At 68.5% G+C, this 19,439-nt stretch carries 13 protein-coding genes; 8 read left to right on the top strand and 5 right to left on the bottom strand.

Going from position 1 to position 19,439, the window contains the following annotated elements:
* The first annotated feature begins 79 nt into the window (after positions 1-79).
* The 4 genes from HUA74_RS07070 (at position 80) to HUA74_RS07055 (ending at position 4,584) form a co-directional block, all read left to right on the top strand.
* Positions 80-1,777, top strand: coding sequence for an ATP-binding protein (locus HUA74_RS07070; RefSeq protein ID WP_174453920.1), 1,698 nt, complete (start codon positions 80-82; stop codon positions 1,775-1,777).
* A 32-nt stretch (positions 1,778-1,809) separates the two neighbouring features.
* Complete coding sequence (locus HUA74_RS07065) at positions 1,810-3,291, top strand: potassium/proton antiporter (protein WP_174453919.1); 1,482 nt, start codon at positions 1,810-1,812, stop codon at positions 3,289-3,291.
* A 98-nt stretch (positions 3,292-3,389) separates the two neighbouring features.
* Positions 3,390-4,196 carry a helix-turn-helix transcriptional regulator gene (locus tag HUA74_RS07060; RefSeq protein WP_254624960.1) on the top strand — a complete coding sequence of 269 codons (807 nt, stop codon included), beginning with the start codon at positions 3,390-3,392 and terminating at the stop codon, positions 4,194-4,196.
* A 25-nt stretch (positions 4,197-4,221) separates the two neighbouring features.
* Positions 4,222-4,584, top strand: a complete 363-nt coding sequence (locus HUA74_RS07055) for a VOC family protein (protein ID WP_174453917.1) — start codon at positions 4,222-4,224, stop codon at positions 4,582-4,584.
* A 54-nt stretch (positions 4,585-4,638) separates the two neighbouring features.
* Here the strand turns inward: HUA74_RS07055 and HUA74_RS07050 are convergent, their stop codons facing one another.
* Together HUA74_RS07050 and HUA74_RS07045 are read right to left on the bottom strand one after the other, a co-directional pair.
* Positions 4,639-7,059 carry an arylsulfatase gene (locus HUA74_RS07050; RefSeq protein WP_254614125.1) on the bottom strand — a complete coding sequence of 807 codons (2,421 nt, stop codon included), beginning with the start codon at positions 7,057-7,059 and terminating at the stop codon, positions 4,639-4,641.
* A gap of 131 nt (positions 7,060-7,190) precedes the next feature.
* Positions 7,191-7,622, bottom strand: a complete 432-nt coding sequence (locus HUA74_RS07045) for a helix-turn-helix domain-containing protein (protein ID WP_141644489.1) — start codon at positions 7,620-7,622, stop codon at positions 7,191-7,193.
* 75 nt (positions 7,623-7,697) lie between these two features.
* Between HUA74_RS07045 and HUA74_RS07040 the strand changes: the two genes are divergently transcribed.
* The 3 genes from HUA74_RS07040 to HUA74_RS07030 all read left to right on the top strand — a co-directional run bounded on the left by HUA74_RS07040 (position 7,698) and on the right by HUA74_RS07030 (position 11,071).
* A complete protein-coding gene (locus HUA74_RS07040; protein WP_141644490.1) occupies positions 7,698-8,558 on the top strand; it encodes a class I SAM-dependent methyltransferase in 861 nt (286 codons plus the stop codon).
* 256 nt (positions 8,559-8,814) lie between these two features.
* Positions 8,815-9,267, top strand: a complete 453-nt coding sequence (locus HUA74_RS07035; RefSeq protein ID WP_141644491.1) for a hypothetical protein — start codon at positions 8,815-8,817, stop codon at positions 9,265-9,267.
* A 205-nt stretch (positions 9,268-9,472) separates the two neighbouring features.
* The gene (locus tag HUA74_RS07030) at positions 9,473-11,071 is read left to right on the top strand and encodes an LVIVD repeat-containing protein (protein ID WP_254614124.1); all 1,599 of its coding nucleotides are present in this window, start codon (positions 9,473-9,475) and stop codon (positions 11,069-11,071) included.
* 134 nt (positions 11,072-11,205) lie between these two features.
* Here the strand turns inward: HUA74_RS07030 and HUA74_RS07025 are convergent, their stop codons facing one another.
* The 3 genes from HUA74_RS07025 to HUA74_RS07015 all read right to left on the bottom strand — a co-directional run bounded on the left by HUA74_RS07025 (position 11,206) and on the right by HUA74_RS07015 (position 17,155).
* Positions 11,206-12,156, bottom strand: a complete 951-nt coding sequence (locus tag HUA74_RS07025) for a hypothetical protein (RefSeq protein WP_174453916.1) — start codon at positions 12,154-12,156, stop codon at positions 11,206-11,208.
* A gap of 122 nt (positions 12,157-12,278) precedes the next feature.
* Complete coding sequence (locus HUA74_RS07020) at positions 12,279-13,562, bottom strand: family 16 glycosylhydrolase (protein ID WP_174453915.1); 1,284 nt, start codon at positions 13,560-13,562, stop codon at positions 12,279-12,281.
* A gap of 251 nt (positions 13,563-13,813) precedes the next feature.
* The gene (locus HUA74_RS07015; protein WP_174453914.1) at positions 13,814-17,155 is read right to left on the bottom strand and encodes a hypothetical protein; all 3,342 of its coding nucleotides are present in this window, start codon (positions 17,153-17,155) and stop codon (positions 13,814-13,816) included.
* Between the two features lie 172 nt (positions 17,156-17,327).
* Between HUA74_RS07015 and HUA74_RS07010 the strand changes: the two genes are divergently transcribed.
* Positions 17,328-19,112: a monovalent cation:proton antiporter-2 (CPA2) family protein gene (locus tag HUA74_RS07010; RefSeq protein ID WP_174453913.1), complete on the top strand. Its 1,785-nt coding sequence runs from the start codon at positions 17,328-17,330 to the stop codon at positions 19,110-19,112.
* The last annotated feature ends 327 nt before the right edge of the window (positions 19,113-19,439 follow it).

Below are 19,439 nucleotides of genomic sequence, written 5' to 3'. Positions count from 1 at the left end.
CCTTGCTGGGCGCCTGCCTGGCCCGGAATGGCCTCCGGGTCCTGGGGTGTCAATATCCCGTCAGCCCTTCCGCGTTCCGATGAGCCCTGCCCTGCCTTCCTTCGTCTCCGCCTTCACCGCGCTCCCCGACCCGGCCTACGTCCTCGATGCCACGGGTCGCATCCTGGCGTGCAGCGCCTCGGGAGCGCGGGCGTTCGGACGAGGGACCGATGGGCTGGAAGGCCGTCAGTGGACCGAGCTCGGCGTGCCCGTGGAGGACGCCGCGCGACTGGAGGTGGCGCGAGTCCAGGCGTCGACTCGCGGCGACGCCGTCACGGTGGAGCTGCCCTGGCCGGTGGACACGGGCCTGCGCCGCCACGCGCTGGTGCTCACGCCCCTTGCGTCCGAGGAGGGCACAAGCACCGTGCTGGTGACGGCGAGGCCGCTCACGGAAGCCGAGGCCGTGTACTCACGCGCCCTGGAGCTGGAGCAGGCGGCGCGCGCGGAGGTCGAGCAGGCCGAGCGACGCCGCTCGTTCCTCTACCAGGCGATGACGACACTGTTCACCCATCCGCCCGACCCCCACGGCATGTACACGCTGCTGGCGCACCTGGCGGTGCCGGACCTGGCGGACTGGTGTCTGGTGGATGCGCTGGAGCAGGGCCCGTGGGTGTCCCGCGTGGCGGCGGCCTGCCTGGACCCGACGCAGCAGGAGCGCGCGAGCACACTGCCCCAGCGCATTGAGAAGCGCGACGACGCCCCGGTGGGTCTCTTGCGCGTGCTGTACACCGGGGAGCCGGAGCTGGTGCCCGCGGTGACGGATTCGCTCCTGCGCGCGGCGGCGGCGGAGCCGGCGCACCCGGCCCTGCTGCGCACGCTCCAGGCGCGCTCGTACATGATCATCCCGCTGCGCGCGCGCGGGAACACGCTGGGCGCGGTGACCTTCATCTCCTCGGGTTCGGGGCGGCGGTACGGCCCGGATGACCTGGCGCTGGCGGAGGACCTGTGCCTGCGCGCCAGCCTCGCCATCGACAACGCGCGGCTGGTGGGTGAATCGCGCAGGGCCGCCCGGGCGCGCGAGGACCTGCTGGCCGTGGTGTCGCACGACTTGAAGAACCCGCTGGGCGTGGTGCAATTGGGCGCGGCGCTGCTCTTGCGCGGGCCGGGCGCGCGGCCGGGCGGAGAGAGCGTGACGAAGCAGGCCACGCGCATCCAGGACGCGACGGACCGGATGTCGCGCCTCATCTCCGACCTGCTGGACTGGGGCCGGCTGGAGGCGGGCGGGCTGCCGCTGGAGCTGGGAGAGCACTCGGTGGCGGGGCTCGTCGCGGAGGCGATGGAGTCCATCCGTCCCCTGGCGGAGGCCAAGGGACTGCACCTGCACCCCCGGCCTCCTCCCGAGGACGTGCGCACCCGGTGCGACAGGACGCGGGTGCTCCAGGTGATGGGCAACCTCCTGGGCAACGCGGTGAAGTTCACCCCGGCGGGCGGCGACCTGGAGGTGGGGGCGTCCGTGCGCAACGGCGAGGTGTGCTTCCACGTCCGCGACACGGGCGCGGGCATCGACGCGGAGGCGCTGCCCCACATCTTCGACCGGTACTGGCAGGCGCGCGACGCGGCCAGCCGGGGCACGGGGCTGGGGCTCGCCATCGCCAAGGGACTGGTCGAGGCCCACGGCGGGAGCATCCACGCGCGGAGCACTCCGGGCGAGGGCAGCACGTTCTCCTTCACGCTGCCATTGGCCCACGTGTCCACCGCGCCCCACTCCGTCCGCCCTCGCCCTCGCGCGGACGCCTGAGTTTCGCCGGGGACGGGTAGAGTCCTCCCCGGATGCTCACCACGGAGCCGCTTCCCACCGCCCTGCTGCTCGCCGTCTGCGGCGCCCTGCTCGCGCTCAGCGTGCTGTTCAGCCGCGCGTCCGGCCGCTTCGGCATCCCCGTGGCGCTGTTGTTCCTGGGCGTGGGCATGGCGGCCGGCTCCGACGGGCCCGGCGGCATCGACTTCGACAACTACGGCTTCGCCTTCCGCCTGGGGACGGTGGCGCTGGTCCTCATCCTCTTCGACGGTGGCCTCAACACTCCCTTGGCGGCCATCCACTCCGCGTTGCGCCCGGCGGCGGTGCTGGCGACGGTGGGCGTGGTGGCCACGGCCGCGTTGATGGGCGCGGCGGCGCACTTCCTCTTCGACTTCCCGTGGACGCAGGCGCTGCTGCTGGGCGCCATCGTCTCCTCCACGGACGCGGCGGCCGTCTTCTCCGTGCTGCGCGGCAGCGGGCTGCACCTGAAGCGGCGGGTGGGCACCACGCTGGAGCTGGAGTCGGGCCTCAACGACCCGATGGCCGTCATCCTCACCACCGGCCTGACGCACACCCTGGCGAGCGGGAAGCCTCCGGGGTGGGAGCTGGCGGTGGAGGCGGTGGTGCAGATGGTGGTGGGCGCCGGCCTGGGCCTGGCCATGGGCTGGGGCGCGCGGCTCCTGCTCAAGCGGCTGCGCCTGCGCGTGGCGGGGCTCTATCCGGTGATGACGCTGGCCCTGGCGCTGTTGTCCTTCGGCCTGCCCACGCTCCTGCACGGCAGCGGTTTCCTGGCCGTGTACATCGTGGGCATCGCGCTGGGCAACGAGACCATCCGCTACCGCACCGGCCTGTTGCGCGTGCATGACGCGCTGGCGTGGCTGTCCCAGGTGTTGATGTTCCTGGTGCTCGGGTTGCTGGTGTATCCGCGAAACCTCATCAGCGTGGCCGGGGTGGGCCTGGGCCTGGGCCTCATCCTCGCCTTCGTGGCGAGGCCGCTGGCGGCGCTGCTGTGCCTGTTGCCCTTCCGGTTTCCCCTGGGGGAAATCATCTACACGGGCTGGGTGGGGCTGCGCGGCGCGGTGCCCATCATCCTGGCCACCTTCCCGGTGCTGTCCGGCACGGAGGGCTCGCGAGACATCTTCAACATCGTGTTCTTCATCGTGGTGGTGAACGGGCTGGTGCCCGGCGCCACGGTGCCGTGGGTGACACGCAAGCTGGGGCTCGCGGCCAACGTGCCCGAGCCGCCCCAGGCCGTGCTCGAAATCGCTTCCACGCAGTTGCTCAAGGGCGAGGTCAGCTCGTTCTACATCCACCAGGCCTCCGCCGTGGCCGGCGAGCGACTGGCGGACCTGCCCTTTCCTCCGGGCTCCTCCGCGATGCTGCTGGTGCGAGGCCAGGAGCTCGTCGCCCCCAAGGGCGACACCGTGTTCCAGCAAGGGGACCACGTGTATGTCATCAGCCACACCGAGGACCTGGCCCTGCTGCGGCTGCTCTTCGGCCAGCAGGAGGACGAGTAGCCACGGCCGTCGTTTCCATTGCCCGGGTCTGGACCGGCCGCTAGCTTGGGCGGGCGATGCGGGTCTCGACAGTCCTTGAGCGTGAGTCGATTCAAGTCATGGACTTCCGGTGCGACGCCGGCCCCGACGACGCGCCCTTCGCAGAGGTGCACCGCGCCTTCTCCGTGGCCTACGTGCGCAAGGGCACCTTCTGCTACCGCACGCGCGGTGAGTCCTTCGAGCTGGTCGCGGGCTCGCTGCTGATAGGTCACCCCGGGGATGAGTACATGTGCTCGCACGAGCACCTCCGCGGCGATGAGTGCCTGTCCTTCAAGTTGGCCCCGGCGCTGCTGGAGTCGATGGGGCTTTCGCCCGATGGCTGGCGCAGCGGCGGGGTTCCGCCCCTGCCGGAGCTGATGGTGCTGGGGGAGCTGGCCCAGGCCACCGCCGAGGGGACGAGCGACGTGGGGATGGACGAGGTGGGCCTGGTGTTCGCGGCCCGCTTCGCCGAGGTCGTCACGGGGCGGACCGACAAGGCGCCCTCGGCGCGACCCGTGGACCGGCGGCGCGTGGTGGAGTCGGCGCTGTGGCTGGATGCGCACTCGGGCGAGGACATCGACCTGGAGGGCGCGGCGAAGGAGGCGGGGCTCAGCCCGTTCCACTTCCTGCGACTCTTCTCGAAAGTCGTCGGCGTGACGCCGCACCAGTACCTGCTGCGCTCCCGCCTGCGCCACGCGGCGCGGCTGCTCGCGGACGACTCGCGCTCCATCACCGACGTGGCCTTCGACGTCGGCTTCGGCGACCTCTCCAACTTCGTGCGCACCTTCCACCGCGCCGCCGGAGTGTCCCCCGGACGCTTCCGTCAGGCGGCCCGGGGCGAGCGCAATTTCCTCCAAGAGCGACTCGCCCCTCGCCCCGTACGGTGACGGCCTCTCTCACACAGAGGTCATCGTGTTCGACCACATCGGCTTGAAGGTGAAGGACCTGGACGCCAGCGTGCGCTTCTACACCGCCGCGCTCGCGCCCCTGGGATTTGGACTGTGCTCGCGAGACGACTCGGGCGCGGGCTTTGGCCCTCCGGGTGAGCCCGCGCTGTGGCTCTACCCCACCCAGGGCGCGACGGGGCCGGGCACCCACCTGGCGTTCCGCGCCTCGCAGCACGCCGCCGTGGACCGCTTCCACGCGAGCGGGCTGGAGGCCGGCGGTCAAGACCATGGGAAGCCCGGCGTGCGCGCCGACTACAGCCCCACGTACTACGCCGCGTTCCTGAAGGACCCCGACGGCAACAACGTCGAGGCCGTCTGTCTGAAGTGACTTCGGGCGAGGCGCTCCCGGCGTGTGGCCCACCGGGAGCGTTTCGGCGCGGTGCTACTGCCGCATCATCTCGTGCTGGAAGCGGGCCTCGGCCTTCTTCGTCGGGTCCGCGTGGTCCGGGTGGAAGTCCGGCTTGAGGTCGAAGTCCACGCGCAGGACGCGGCCGGTGAAGCGCGAGTTGGACGGGTACTCGGGGCTCACCGCCGTGCCCTTGTCCCAGCCCACGTCGAACGTCTCATCCATCGAGTAGCCCACCGGCACCGTCCTGGGAATCTGGGCTTCCGCCACCTTCTTCCCGTCGACGAAGAGCCGCCCCGTGCCACCCGCGCCGAAGGGCTCCGGTCCGGTCTTCTCGAACTCGTAGCGGAGCACGTGCTTGCCGGGCTTCAGCGCTTCCTTGCCACGCAGATACGTCAGCTCGGGCCCGGGGAAGTTGTAGCAGAACACCGGCACGCCCTCCTTGAGGTACAGCGAGAAGCCCGCGGAGCTTCCGCCGAGCGCGACGACGGGGCCTCGGGCGTCACCCGCGGGCACCTCCACCTGGGCCGTCATCTCCCAGGAGCGGTTCTTCGTGTCCGGCCCGGCGAACTCCTGGATGCGCACGGCGCCCTCGTAATACGTCAGGCGCTCGCGCTCCGCGTAGAGCCCCGCGCGGCCCAGCGCGCGCATCTGGAAGCGGTCATCCAGTGGCAACACCTGGTAGCGCCCCGCCTCCGCCCACCACAGGCCCACCAGCTCGATGAGCTTCTTCACCATCGGGTCGCTCAGGTTCGCGCGGTCCCTGCCCTTCATCAGGTCGTTCGACTCGGTGGGGTCCTCCACGACGTTGTAGAGTTCCCAGTGGTCCTCGTCGAAGCTCCACCGCGCCTTGTTCTCCCACGGCTTGCGCCCGTGGTACGTCACGACCTTCCAGCCGTCGTGGTACAGGCCCCGGTTGCCGAGCATCTCGAAGTACTGGGTGATGTGATTGGTCGGCGCCTTCGCGTCGCTGAACGAGTAGTTCATCGGGTAGCCCTCGACGGGCTCCTGCTGCACGGAGTTGATGAAGCGCGGGGCCTCCACGCCAATCGCTTCCAGAATCGTCGGGACGATGTCGATGCAGTGGTGGTACTGCGTGCGCAGCTCGCCCCTGGCTTCGATTCCGCGCGGCCAGTGGACGATGAGCGGGTTTCGCACCCCGCCGAAGTGCGTGTACTGCTTGCAGAGCTGGAAGGGCGTGTTGCCCGCCATGGCCCAGCCCACCGGGTAGTGGTTGTACGAGCCGGGCTGGCCGAACTGGTCGATGCGCGCCAGGTTCTGCGCCACGGTCTCCTCGGCGTTGTTCGCCACGGACTGCTCGTTGAACAGGCCCGTCAGCGTGCCCTCACCCGAGGAGCCGTTGTCTCCGATGAAGACGAACACCAGCGTGTTGTCGAGCTGCCCCGTGCGCTCCAGGAACTCCATCAGCCGACCGAGCTGCGCGTCGGCGTGTTCGATGAAACCCGCGTACAGCTCCGCCATGCGCGCGAAGAGGCGCTTCTCGTCGGCGGAGAGCGAGTCCCACTTCTGCACGCCCTCCAGCATGGGCGCGAGCTTCGCGTGCTCGGGGATGATGCCCAGCTTCTTCTGCTGGGCCAGCACCTTCTCGCGGTAGGCGTCCCAGCCCAGGTCGAACTGGCCCTTGTACTTGTCCGCCCACTCAGGCGCGACGTGGTGGGGCGCGTGCGCGCACCCCAGCGCGAGCCACGTCAGCCAGGGCTTCGCCGGGTCCGCCGAGTGGTGCTGCGAAATCCAGCTCATGGCCCGGTCCACCAGGTCCGCGGACAGGTGGTAGCCCTCTTCGGGCGTGGCCGGCGGGTCGACGGCCTCGCGGTCCAGGAAGAGCTTGGGCTCCCATTGGTCGCAGTCGCCTCCGAGGAAGCCATAGAAGCGGTCGAAGCCGAAGACGGAGCCCGTGGGCCAGCGGTCATAGGGCCCGGCGATGGTCGTCTCTTCGGAAGGCGTGTTGTGCCACTTGCCAATGCAGTAGCTGGTGTAGCCGTGTTGATGGAGCATGGCGGGTACTCCCGCCTTGTCCTGCGGCTGACGGCCGTTGTAGCCGGGGAAGCCCGTGGCCAATTCGGTGATGTTGGCCATGCCCACGGAGTGGTGGTTGCGGCCCGTCACGAGGCAGGAGCGCGTGGGCGAGCACAGCGCGGTGGTGGTGAAGTGCGTGTAACGCAGGCCCTGCTGTGCCAGCTTCATCAGCGTGGGCGTGCGAATCATGCCGCCAAAGGGCTCACACCAGCCGAAGCCGACGTCGTCCAGGATGACGTAGAGGATGTTGGGCGCGTCCTTCGGCGCCTTGGGTGGCATCGGGAAGGCCGGCTCTGATTCCTCGTACGTGCGACCAATCCGGCCAGGGAAGCGCTCTCCCTCCCGGTAGGTCTTCATCGTGTCCGCTTTCACACCGCCGCCACCGTTGCCACCCTGATTCTTGCGCTTGTCCTTGCTCACACGGGCCTCCCGGGCACCGCCTGAAGGTGAAGGGCCGCGTGAACCACGGCATCGGCCTGGCGGCTCGGGCGGACGAGGGACCGGGCGGAGGGCGTGTCAGGTCGCCGGAGGGTGACTCGGTGCTCCTGGAGCTAGCGCCTCGGAGTCCTCTTCCTTCGCGCGCCCGTCGTCGGGGCGGACGCGGCGGCGCGCAGGATGCGGCGGAAGGTGGGGCATTCCAGGTGGCTCGGCGCGGGGCAGACTGCGGCGTGCCGAAGGCCGTCGCGCATGATGCCGAGCTCGCGAATCGTCCTGTCGAGTTCCTCCGCCTTGGCCACGAGCAGGGGTCGGTCGATGCGCAGCCGCCCGTCCGGCGCGAACATGTGCGCGATGTCATCGAGCGAGAAGCCGGCGGCGCGCCCCAGTGAAATCAGCGCCAGGCGCTCCAGGACATCGGGAGCGAACAGCCGGCGCAGGCCCCGCCTGCCGGTGGAGGCAAGCAGCCCCTTCCCTTCATAGAACCGCAGCGTCGAGGCGGGAACGCCGGACCGCCGCGCCACCTCCGTGATGTCCAGGTCTCTCACCTGCTTGACCTCAAGTCGACTTGAAGTGGCACAGTCGAGCTTACGCTGCCTGAAGGCAAGTCGGAGGAGACATCCATGACCGCGACGAACCCACTTGGAGACGAGCAGACGAAACTCTGGAACGGCACCGCCGGACACGCCTGGGTCGACATGCAGGAGCTGATCGACTCCATGTACAAGCCGCTCGAGGACATGCTCGTCGCGGCGGTGTCCCCGGACTCTGGAGGCCGGGTGCTCGACATCGGCTGTGGCACGGGCGGCACCACGCTCGCCGTCGCTCGACGGTTGGGGGCACAAGGTCGCTGTCTCGGCATCGACATCTCGGACCCGATGCTCGCCACCGCGAGGGCGCGGGCGGAGCGGGAAGGCACGCCTGCGCGGTTCGTCCACGCCAACGCGCAGAGCCATGTGTTCGAGCCCGCGAGCTTCGACCAGCTCATCTCTCGCTTCGGCGTCATGTTCTTCGATGACCCGGTCCGGGCCTTCACGAACCTGAGAAGTGCCGCGAGGGACGGCGCGGAGCTCCGGTTCATCGCCTGGCGGAGTGCGGCGGAGAATCCGTTCATGACCACCTCCGAGCGCACGGCGGCACCGCTCCTGCCGAACCTCCCCGCTCGTCGGCCGGGTGGCCCGGGACAGTTCGCCTTCGCGGACCCGCACCGGGTCCAATCCATCCTGGAGGAGAGCGGCTGGGCCGAAGTCGAACTCCGGCCCATCGACGTCGAGTGCGCCTTTCCCGAGAAGGAGCTGGTCCGGTACCTGTCCCGGCTCGGGCCCGTCGGAATGTTCCTCCAGGAGACGGACGAGCGGACTCGCACCAAGGTTGTCGATGCGGTCCGCGTCGCCTTCGAGCCCTTCGTGCATGGCACGGAGGTCCGCTTCACCGCCGCCTGCTGGTGGATATGCGCTCGGGCGCCTTCCGCGTCAGTCGGCTAGCAGCATCAACAATGCCGCCTGGGTTTTCGGTGGCAGGTCGACAGCGGCCCGCCCCTGGGAACACCTGGGCGAGCCGCTTCAATCAAACGCACATCATCATCCAGACACATCGAATCCCATTCCGGGCTGGAAGGACAGCCAGCATCACACGCATTCCCTGACAGACAAAAGGGCTCCCACCCCATGTCATTCCTGACTCGACTATTCCCAGACACAGAGGTCAGGCAGAATCCCCTCCATCCCCTGGAGGCCCACAATGTCATACCCTGCAATGCCCCGCCGGAGCCTTGTCGCTGTCCTCGCAGCAAGCCTGTCGCTGACGGCCTGTGGCGGTATGCCCGAGGGCGAGCCGAGCGCGGGTGAGCCCATCCCCGAGGATGTGGGCACTGCAAGCAAGGCACTGGTCGTCCCCGTGGCGACATTGATCTGTACCCGTCCCGTGGGTGGGAGCCTGGGTTGTGTCGCTTCGGCATCGGGCGGCGTCGCGCCCTACACCTTCTACTGGGGGCAACAGACGTACCGCTACGACACCAACAAGGTCTACACCTCGCTCTTCAACCCCGGAACCACGCTGCGCGGCTATGGCTGCTACGCTCCCACCGAGACATTCCCCGGGGACACCTCCATCAAACCCAAGGTGTATGTGGTCGACTCCACGGGAGCCCAGTCGAGCACCGTCGTTCACCCAGACTGGGTCCCCTGCAGTTGAGCTGCTCGCTGACCGCACCCGGTAGCAGCTCATCCAGGACCTGGATGGCTGCGTGTATTTCGTGGATTCCTCGCATGGACTCCTCATACGCAACGAGCGACAAGCAGACCGTGAGCATCGGCGCAGGGGATTGTCCTAGAGTCATGTCGCCTTGAGCCCCCGAAGTGTGCGGGGGCTCTTCCTTGGGGAGGCATCGATGACTGGGATGAAGCAAGGTCTCCGCACCGCGGGACTGATGGGCCTCCTGGCCCTGGCCGGCTGTGACTCGGACCCGAAGGCGGAGCCGTGGGACGGGCTGTACACGCCGCTGAAGGAGCAGGGAGACATCATCGCGGACACCGGTCCGTTCGCGACCTGCACGGTGCGAAAGGACATCTCCGCCCCCTGCGGCTCACCCGAGGTCTTCGACCTCTCCTCGTGCAATCGAGCGTCCCTGGACACACTCGAGCGAGAGGGCGCCGTCTACCGTGGCGTGGTCCGCGTCGAATACATGCAGCCCCAAAGGGAGATGGCCACCGCGGCCGTGGGCCTCCGACTGAGCCCCGATGGGCGACAGGTGGAGTTCCTCAACGGGATAGCCTCCAGTTCATCCCAGCTCGGCGACGGGCAGTTCTCCGCGTCGATGGGCTACACCAACACGGCCTCTGGTGTGTACTTCGAACAGTTCGCATTGGGCTGCGAGGCGGTGTCTCCCCGGGAGTTCGTGGGCTGCTACAGCTATTGCGCGGATGGCTCCACCTATGTGCATGGAACCTTCCGCGCCGAGCGGATGAGCTGGGCTCGCGGCGAGGCGGAGTCCTCGGGCGGATTGAAGCTGCGCTCCGAGTCCTACGTGGAGCTGGGACAGTCCGTGGACGTCTTTGTCGCGAAGGACCATGCCTACGTGGTGTCCATCCAGCGCCGGGGAGAGCCGGGCGGGCTGACGGTCTTCGACGTGAAGGACCGGCGACGGCCCGTCTTCAAGACGTCCATCAGCCTGCCGGGCGACAACTATTGGAACGGCGTGTGGTCAAAGGGCGACGCGCTCTATGTCGCCAGCGCCAGCTCCGGCCTCATCGTCTTCGACATCTCGAATCCAGCCAGTCCCGTCTTCCTCCAGAGCTACCCGGGCGGAGGGCCCCTCGACATCCACACGGTGCTGGTCGATGGAGACCGGCTCTATGCGATGTCCACCGGACGGAACGCCGAGGTGCTGCTCTTTGATGTGACCACCCCCACCGAGCCACGACTCCTGCACCGCGAGAGCCTGGGCGGCATCGGGACCGGCATCTATGGCGTGCCACACGACGCCTTCGCGTACGGAGACCGCCTCTATGTGAGTCACATGAGCGGCGGCTACCAGATTCTCGACGTGCGCAACCCGGAGAACTTCGAGCACCTGGGCGAGTACACCTACTACGGCGCGGTGAGCCATCACAGCGCGGTGGGCACCCTGGGCGGACACACGGTGGCGTTCGAGGGCGGCGAGCGACAGGGCGCCCACCTGCGTGTGCTGAAGGTGGATGACCCGACGAACATCGAGCTCATCGGAGAGTTCAAGCTGCGCGACGTCGCCTCCATCCACAACATGCTGCTGGTGGGCACGCGCCTGTACATCGCCTGGTACCATGAGGGCCTGCGCGTGCTGGATGTCTCCAATCCCACGAAGCCCCGGCAGGTGGCTCACTTCAACACCTACAGGGAGTCAGACCCCAAGCGCGAGGACGGCCAGTACGAGGGCGCGCTCGGCATTCGCGTGCCAGGAGATGGGCACGTGTACGTGGTGGATGACGCACGAGGGTTGCTCATCTTCGACGAGCCCTGAGCGACGCACCCGCCCGGGGCCGCCGTTGAGGGCCCCGGTTCGAGGCGCGGAGGCCCGGTCGGTTCGACGGCGCGTTGGCGTACCAGCGCCAGGTGGATGGGGACACGACCTGAACAGGATTCGCCCGACACGGCTCACAGTGGCACGGTAGCGCCGAGCAGTTCGAGCACCGCGGCGCCTTCGGGCGTATCGGCGACGAGCGGCGCCGTCAACTGGCCAAGGTCGCGCGCCGCGCGAGCGAGCTCGACGACGTGCTCGTTCGTCTCGCCGGCAATCCACCATTCCGACGAATCCTCATCAGCGACAATCCAGAGCCAACCCCCTTCCGCCAGGCTGAAGTCGTGGAGCGTGGCTTTCGTCGCGTACACGCGTGAATAGGAAGAGAATCGCTCCTTGAGCGCCGCATGCGCTTCGGCGCTGAATGGCCCCTGCGACGCTCGCAACCAGCGACCATTCCTGAAGGGTTGCACCGGGCACGCCGCTTCGGAGCGCGCGAGGTCGGCGTTCTTTCCCCAGAACGAATACGGCACCATGTCCTGGTGGAGGTACCCGTCCAAGAACGCATCAAAGAGCCACGACGAGAAGGAACGCGGGGGTGACCAACCGCGGTCGCGGTGATGTTCGTGGACAGGCGGGTCGCGCGAACCATCCAGTTCGAAGAACACGCGCCACTGGCGCATGACATCGGTTTGGAAATAGACCAGCGGCCCGTGGAGAGCGCTCGGAGGCGTGGGGACATCGAGCTCGTCGCCTGTCGCGCGCTCGACGGCGGTCAGCACGGACGTCAGCGTCTCGAGCGTGCCATCGCGGTATTCGGCCCACAGGTCCGGAAGCGGCACCTCCCATTCATCGTCGGTCACGCGTCCGACGATGACGGCTCCTGGCTCGGGGGCATTCCACACCCTGCGTTGGTATTCATTGGGCGCCATCGGAATGGTCGCAAGGCGGGTGAAGAACTCGCGCACGACGGCGGGAAGCGAGCGGCCGGACCGCGCCTCCCAAGCCTCGACTTCACGGAGTCGCTCGGGACAGGTCGACGGCTCCACCACGAGAAGCAGATAGAGAGGCTGGAGCGGTGAAAGCATGAGCCCGGCACTCTAACGAGAGGGCGCCGGGTCAGCGAGGGAGCAGGCGATGCTCACCTGGCCCGAGGAGGGTCGCCCGGGGCCGCCGTGGACAGCCCCGGTTGGAGGCATGGAGGCCCCGGTCAGTTCGACGGCGCGTTGGCGTACCAGCGCACGTAGTCCACCTCGAGCACCTGGGGGAACACGGTGTTCGTCGGGTCTCCGCCCAAATCCCCCAGCGCCAGGTTGAGCAGCAGGTGGTTGGGCTGGTCGAACACCCACGTCCCCGTGGTGCCACGCGGGAAGGTGAAGCGCTTGATTCGGTCCGCGTACCACTCCACGCGGTTGGCATTCCAGAAGATGCCGAAGGTGCGCCACGCGTCACCCACGCGCGCGGGCGCGTAGTCCACCTGTCCCGGAGGTCCCCAACCGTAGGCGATGCCGGGCGCGTGAATGGTGCCGTGAGCCAGCGTGGGCAGCGGCCCCTCGCCCTCGAAGATGTCGAACTCTCCGTTGGCGGGCCACTCCCCCGTGGAGCCCATCATCCACGCCGCGGGCCAGGTGCCCAGCCCCGTGGGCGCCTTGAGCCGCACCTCGACGTAGCCATACTGGCGCTCCATGCGGCCCTTCGAGTGGATTCGCGCCGACGTGTAGTCGCGCGTCACGCCGTCCGCGCCGGTATACGTCTCTCGCCGCGCGATGATTTTCAGGTGACCGCTCCCGTCGTGCTGCGCGTTCTGGGGACGCGCCGTGTACTGCTGAATCGTCCGACCGTTGTCCCACATGCCGCCCGTGACGGGCTCCCACACCTGCGGATTCGGCAGGGTGCCCGCGACTCCGTCGAACTCGTCACTCCAGAGCAGCTGGCTCGGCTCGCCCGGCGTCGGCGGCGGGACGACCGCCAGCGTCAGCGCGTCCACCAGGAAGGCATTGCCCGCCGTGGCATTGGACTGAAGGACATACACATCCAGCGTGTTGCCCGTCTGCTGCACCGTCGTCTCCACCGTCAGTTGCTGGAAGGCCGTCGTCAGGCCAACCTCCGGAGACTCCGCGTACCCCACCGAGGTCCCCGCGCCATTGCGCTCCCGGACGGCCAGCACCACGGGCTTGCCCACCGTCCCGGCGTTGCTCGCCGCGATGAAGACCTGTGCCCGGTAGACGGTGCCCACCGTCGTGGAGGCCACCGCGTCCGGAGCGTCATCCAGCGAATAGGCATCCCCCGCCGACCGCGTGACGCGCACCACGTACGCACCATCCGGTGCCGACGCGTGACTCACCCGGGCCAGCGTCCCCTGCCACGTCGACCAGCCGGTGAGGTTCGTTTCAAACGAAGGGTTGGACAGGATGTTGCCCGCGGGCAGGACAAGGTCCTCCGCGGCGGCCACACCTGCCGCCGTGAAGAGGGCGGCGGTGCAGAACAATCTCATCCAGGTTCGACCCGTTGTCGTGACGCGCTGACGCATGAATACCTCGGGGTGGAGGGAAACAGGAGCCCCGTCACATATCCCCGAAAGACAAACCTCGCAGATGTTCCTATGTCATTGCGGGTTTTCCACTCGCGATTTGAATTTCATGCGCCACTGAGCTCCGGCGCGTGTCTGGATTCAAATAGGCGAGGCACCCACTGGCCCCGTCGGGCTCCGCCCGGCCCTTGTTCCGGCCGGGCGGAGGACTTCGGTCAGATTTTCTGGTCCGCGAGCGCGTGGGAGCGCTCGCGCTCAATCGCACTGCCGATGCCGATGGTGACGAGCCCCACCGACAAGGCGACCGCGACTCCCGCGGGCCCGCCGAAGGCGCCCACCGCCGCCGCCGTGCCGAAGTAGCCCGCCACGGCGCCACCGGCCTGCACCGCGCCGAGCGCCACCTGGTACTTGTCGTCGTTGGCGATTCCCTCGGCCACCTGGATTCCGCCGCTCACGACACCCACCGCCGCGCTGAGCCGGCCCGACCACTCCGCCAGCTTGATGGGATTGACGCGTCCGCCCAGCTCTCCCGAGGGGGAGATGGTGGTGCCCGTGCCCTTGGCCGCGAAGCGCAGCAGCTCCGCGCCCTCCACCACTCCGCTCGCGCCGTCGATGATGCCCAGGCCGCTCTTGACGAGGTCGAGCTTGTTCTGTTCGTCCAGGGCCTTCTTGAAGTCCCCCACTCCGGACACGACGTCCTTCGCGCCGGAAATCACCTGGAAGCCACCCACGGCGCCCACCCCGAGGCGCTGGTCCTTGTCGAGGTCCAGGGTGAGCTCCTGGTTGAACTCCTCCACGGGCTTCAAGCTGAAGAACTTCGGGTTGTTCGCCGGGTCGGCCTTGCCCTGCTTCGTCGCCGCGGTGGTGTTGGCCTCCTGCGCCAGCCGCGCCAGCCCGTAGTCCACCGTGTCTCCCGCGACATCCCAGCCCGCGCTCTCCGGGGCCTCCGGCGCGCCCTCCAGCGTCTGGGCATGGAGCGCCGAGAGCTTGGAGAAGCTATTGAGCTGCTCCTGCAACCCGTTCACCGCATAGGCTCCCAGCGCGGCCTGCGCGGGCGGCAGGCTGGCCTTGAGCTGCTGGGGGTCGGCGATGGGCTTGCCATTGACGGTCAGCTTCTCGGGCGGGATGGACGCCTCCGCGGAGCCCTCCGGGCCTGTGAGCTTCGACTCCGCTCGCACCACCTGCGGGCCCTTGGGCGTCTGCGCCGTCGTCAGCGCCTGCTCGTAGGTGCGCTTGGGCTTGTCGCCGCCCTCCTCCAGGCCGCTGGTGCGCTCGGTGACTTCCACCTCGCCCTTCGCGTTGCGCGACTCGGTGCGCTGGAAGTCCTTCACCCGGCGGACACCCGTGGGGTCCGTCTGGTCCGAGTGGCTGGCGGTGATGAGGCCCTGGTCGTTGTACGTCGTGGTGGTGGTGCCCTTGATGTCCACCAGCTCCTTTTTGTCCTTGTCCGTGGGCTTGGGCACACGTCCCTCGGTCGTCTCGGTGACGGTGTTGCCCTCCAGCTTCTTGCGCGTGACGAGCGTGACGTTGGGCTGTCCCTCGAAGAAGGTCTGCGTGTTCAGCTCGCCGTCGCCGCTCTTCTCCAGCACGAAGGTGGTGGGCGCGGCGTCGTCGGCGCCTCGGGCATCCTTCTCCACCTTGGCCAGTTCCTCCGCGCCGGCCGGGCGGTCACCCTTCACCGGCGAGTCGACGGCCTTCGTCTCCGTCTTCGTCAGCCGCAGCTCGTTTCCCTGCGAGTACGACGTCCCCTCCACGACCATCGCCTTCACGGGCTTGCCCTTCTCGTCCTTGGCTCCCGGAGGAGGAATGACGGTGGTGGTGGTGTGGACCGTGTCGGTGGTGGAGAAGTTCTTGAACTCGTCGAACTTGCCGTTGACGTGGTCCGTCTTGTCCGAGCCCCCGTACTCCTTCTTCGTCTCCGTCAGCGTCCCGTCCGGGGTGCGCTGGGTGGTGGTCTGCTTCGCGTTGCTGCCGCCCTCGAACTTCGTGGCGGAGTAGGACGAGCCCTTCACCTTGCCCGCGGCCAGGTCCTCGAGCGACGGCGCGGGCGTGGAGGCGTCCTGCTTCCAGCGCGTATCGGTGGACGTGCTCGGCCCCTCCGGGCCCCCGCTTTCGAAGACGGTGCGGCGCGCGTCGCCCTTCTTGTCCACCTGGGTCGAGTCCACCTTGACGTTGTCGCCCTGGAACGACACCTCCAGGCGCTCGGTCACCTTGCCCGCCTTGTCCTTGCGCACGAGGACGGCGTGGTCCTTCGTCGCGCCGGGCTCGACGGTGAAGGGCTCCTTGGACTTGGGGTTCTTCGCGACGTCGTTCAGCGTCTGCCGAGCGGTGGTCCGCGTCTCCTGGTCCAGCGTCTTCTGGCGCGCGTTGAGGCCGTCGCGCTCCTCGGAGACGGAGTTGAGGTCCACCTCCGCCTGGAGCTTCTGGTCCAGCTTGCTCGGCATGGACTGGGCCTTGATGGCGGGGTCGACGTTGGAGAGGGCGTCGGCGTCCTTGTAGCGCTTCGCCGCGCGCAGCTGGCTCACCATCTCTCCGCCCAGCTTCGCCACCGCCGGGTCCTTGGCGTTCTCCTTCAAGGAGCGGCCGGGCTCCCCCACGCCGTCCAGCGACGTGGACTTCGAGGCCGAGAGGAGCTGACCCGCCAGCTCCTTGCGCGCCTCCGGTCCCACCATGTCGGCGCCCTGGGCCAGCGACTTCATGAGCTCCGGCGTCTTCGAGTGGTGCACCGAGCGGTCATTCACCTGCGCGTCGACGAACGCGTCACGCTGCGGCTTGGACTCCTTCCAGAGCGCGGCGCGGTAGGCGGGGTCGGGGTTGAGCGCCAGTTGCTTGCGCAGCTCCTCCGCGCCCGCGACGGCCTCCTCGTTCTTGTGCTGGGAGTTCTTCACCGCGTCCTTCACGCGTGTGATGTCGGCGCGCGCCGCCTCTTCCGGCGTCACCGGCGCGGAGGTGCCGAACAGCTTCGCCTGGTCCTTCTTGCTGAGACTTCCGGCGTCGAAGGTGTCGATGACTTCGTTCGCCTTGGGGAAGGGCTCGGGCTGGCCGGCCTGCTTCGCGCTGACGTTGGCGGTCTTCTGCGCCTGGAGGGCCGTGTCCGAGGCGGTGACGGCGTGCTGCTTGGAGTCGCGCGCGGTGGTGTCGGCCTGGGTCAGCTTCTCCTCCGTGCCCTTGAAGGTCTTTGCTGCCTTGTCCACGCGGCCCTGGTCGGCGTCGACCTGCTTCTTCGCCTTCTTCACGGACTCGGCGTGGGCGGGGGTGCGGCCGGCGGGTGAGTCTCCGTGGTCCAGGAGGCGCTGGTAGTTGGTGTTGGAGGTGTCGAGCGCCTTCTGCGCTTCCCCCTTCTCCTTGGTGGACTTGTCATGGGCGGTCTTCGCCTGCTTCGCCTTCGCGGCGTCGGCCTGGGCCTTGACGGACTTGTTCTTCGCGTCGGTGCGCAGCGTCGTCGCGGTCTTCTTGTCGTTGATGGCCTTCTCGACCTTGGGGTCCGGAGGCGGCTTGGGCGGCGGCGGCGGCGGAAGAGGGGGTGCTTCTCTGCGAGATATGCGCGGCGGGGGCATCGGCGGCTCCGGGGGTGTGGGGGACTGCGTGGCTGCCTGCTGCCACTGAATTACGCATCCGGCACACAGTCGGTTACATGCGACCCACCGTCCTGGCGTCGGGGGTCTCCGCTGACTGGCGAGCCCGGGGCTGTGATTGCCCGGCATGGGCGTCCGTGCGAGGAAGCGGGGCATGTCCTTCCTGCATCAGGCGCTGGTGTTCCTCGGCGCCGCGGTGGTGTCCGTTCCGCTGTTCAAGCGGCTCGGTCTGGGCTCGGTGCTCGGCTACCTGGTGGCCGGCGCCGTCATCGGCCCCTCCGGCGCGCAGCTCATCGGCGACGTGAAGAACGTGCTCCACTTCTCCGAGCTGGGCGTCGTGCTCCTCCTGTTCGTCATCGGCCTGGAGCTGCAGCCCTCACGCCTGTGGAACCTGCGCCACTCCGTGTTCGGAATGGGCGGCGCCCAGGTGCTCATCACCGGCTCCCTGCTCGCCGCCGCGTGCTTCCTCTTCGGACTGCCCCCCGCCGCCGCCATCATCGCCGGCTTCGGCCTCTCCCTCTCCTCCACCGCCTTCGCGCTCCAGCTGCTCGCCGAACGCAACCAGCTCACCACCGGCTACGGACGGCTCGCCTTCGGCATCCTCCTGTTCCAGGACCTGGCCGTCATTCCCCTCCTGGCCCTGCTGCCCCTGCTCGGCCACACCGACGCCACCTCCGTCGAGCCCGGCTGGCATACCGGCCTCAAGGTCGTCGCCGTCCTCGTCGGCGTCGTGCTCTCCGGCCGCTTCCTGCTGCGCCCCCTCTTCCGCGCCGTCGCGTCGTTCCACAGCCAGGAGCTCTTCACCGCCACCGCCCTGCTCGTCGTCGTCGGCACCGCCGCCCTCCTCAACGCCGTGGGCCTCTCCATGGCGCTGGGCGCCTTCCTCGCCGGCGTGCTCCTGTCCGAGTCCGAGTACCGCCACGAGCTCGAGGCCGACATCGAGCCCTTCAAGGGCCTCTTGCTCGGCCTGTTCTTCATCGCCGTGGGCATGAGCGTGAACCTGGGCCTCATCACCGAGCGCCCCGGCCTCATCACCGGTCTGGTCGTCGGCCTCGTCGCCATCAAGGGCGCCGTGCTCTACGGACTGGGACGCTTCAACCTCAAGGAGAACGAGCCGGCGCTCAGCCTGGGCGTGGTCATCTCCCAGGGCGGTGAGTTCGCCTTCGTCCTCTTCGCCCTCGCCGTGTCCTTCCACGTCATGTCCACGGAGCTGGCGGACCTGCTCGTCGTCGTCGTGGGCCTGTCCATGGCCACCACGCCGCTGCTCTATGCCGCCTATGAGCGCTGGGGGCGTCCCCGCTTCCAGAAGAAGGCCCAGGCCCGCGAGTACGACGTGGCGCCCGAGGAGGACCACCCCGTCATCATCGCCGGCTTCGGCCGCGTGGGTCAGGTCGTCGGCCGCCTGCTGCGCGCCAAGCGCATCACCTTCACCGCCATTGACGCCAGCCCCGAGCACATCGACTTCATGAAGCGCTTCGGCAGCCAGGTCTTCTACGGCGATGCCTCCCGGCTGGACCTGCTGCGCGCCGCCCGCGCCGACAAGGCCCGCGTCTTCGTGCTCGCCATCGACGACGTCGAGGCCTCCATGCGCACCGCCAAGACAGTGAAGGAGCACTTCCCCCACCTCACCATCTTCGCCCGCGCCCGCAACCGCGTGCATGCGTACCGGCTGCTCGATTTGGGCATCGAGCACGTGATGCGCGAGACGTTCGCCGGCAGCGTGGAGATGGGCGGCGACATCCTCCAGACGATGGGCCTCACCTTCTCAGAGAGCCACCGCGTCATGGAGCGCCTGAGAGACCACGACGAGAAGCTCCTGCGCGAGACGGCCCTCTTCCACCGCGACGAGCAGAAGCTCGTGGAGGCCGCCGCGCGCGCTCGCAAGGAGCTGGAGAGCCTGTTCGAGCAGGACGACGCCGAGGCGAAGAAGTCCGCATGAGCGCCGAGCCCCGGGCAGGCCGACCTCCCGGGTCTTCAAGACTCAAGCTAAAAACAGCACATCCCAGGTCGGCTCGATTTTCCAGGCTATCTGAACCCGCATTCACCCGGGGCGCATTCATCCGTTCGAGTTGCAGCGAAGCCGCACGAGACGCCCGTTCCGAGCCCCCTCCACGCCCTGGGAGGCGCCGAGCAAGGGGGGGACCCCCACCGGCTGCTCGCGGGAGACGGCGAGCGGAGTATGGTTCTCCCCGGATGCGCCCCCGCCTCACCGCAACCCTCATCCTCGCCCCCTTCCGTGCATCGGCCCACGCGGAAGCTCGAGGCG

The sequence above is a fragment of the Myxococcus sp. CA051A genome (genome assembly GCF_013336705.1).
Lineage (GTDB): Bacteria > Myxococcota > Myxococcia > Myxococcales > Myxococcaceae > Myxococcus > Myxococcus llanfairpwllgwyngyllgogerychwyrndrobwllllantysiliogogogochensis.
The sequence above is the reverse complement of the archived record's forward strand: the minus strand, read 5'-3'. Positions and strand labels throughout refer to the sequence as shown.

Bases quoted from the DNA above. Each gene is read 5' to 3' on its own strand.
- HUA74_RS07025 (WP_174453916.1), bottom strand. From the start codon at position 12,156: ATGCTTTCACCGCTCCAGCCTCTCTATCTGCTTCTCGTGGTGGAGCCG.
- HUA74_RS07010 (WP_174453913.1), top strand. From the start codon at position 17,328: ATGTCCTTCCTGCATCAGGCGCTGGTGTTCCTCGGCGCCGCGGTGGTG.
- HUA74_RS07035 (WP_141644491.1), top strand. From the start codon at position 8,815: ATGTCATACCCTGCAATGCCCCGCCGGAGCCTTGTCGCTGTCCTCGCA.
- HUA74_RS07065 (WP_174453919.1), top strand. From the start codon at position 1,810: ATGCTCACCACGGAGCCGCTTCCCACCGCCCTGCTGCTCGCCGTCTGC.
- HUA74_RS07040 (WP_141644490.1), top strand. From the start codon at position 7,698: ATGACCGCGACGAACCCACTTGGAGACGAGCAGACGAAACTCTGGAAC.
- HUA74_RS07030 (WP_254614124.1), top strand. From the start codon at position 9,473: ATGAAGCAAGGTCTCCGCACCGCGGGACTGATGGGCCTCCTGGCCCTG.
- HUA74_RS07060 (WP_254624960.1), top strand. From the start codon at position 3,390: ATGGACTTCCGGTGCGACGCCGGCCCCGACGACGCGCCCTTCGCAGAG.
- HUA74_RS07020 (WP_174453915.1), bottom strand. From the start codon at position 13,562: ATGAGATTGTTCTGCACCGCCGCCCTCTTCACGGCGGCAGGTGTGGCC.
- HUA74_RS07070 (WP_174453920.1), top strand. From the start codon at position 80: ATGAGCCCTGCCCTGCCTTCCTTCGTCTCCGCCTTCACCGCGCTCCCC.
- HUA74_RS07015 (WP_174453914.1), bottom strand. From the start codon at position 17,155: ATGCCCCCGCCGCGCATATCTCGCAGAGAAGCACCCCCTCTTCCGCCG.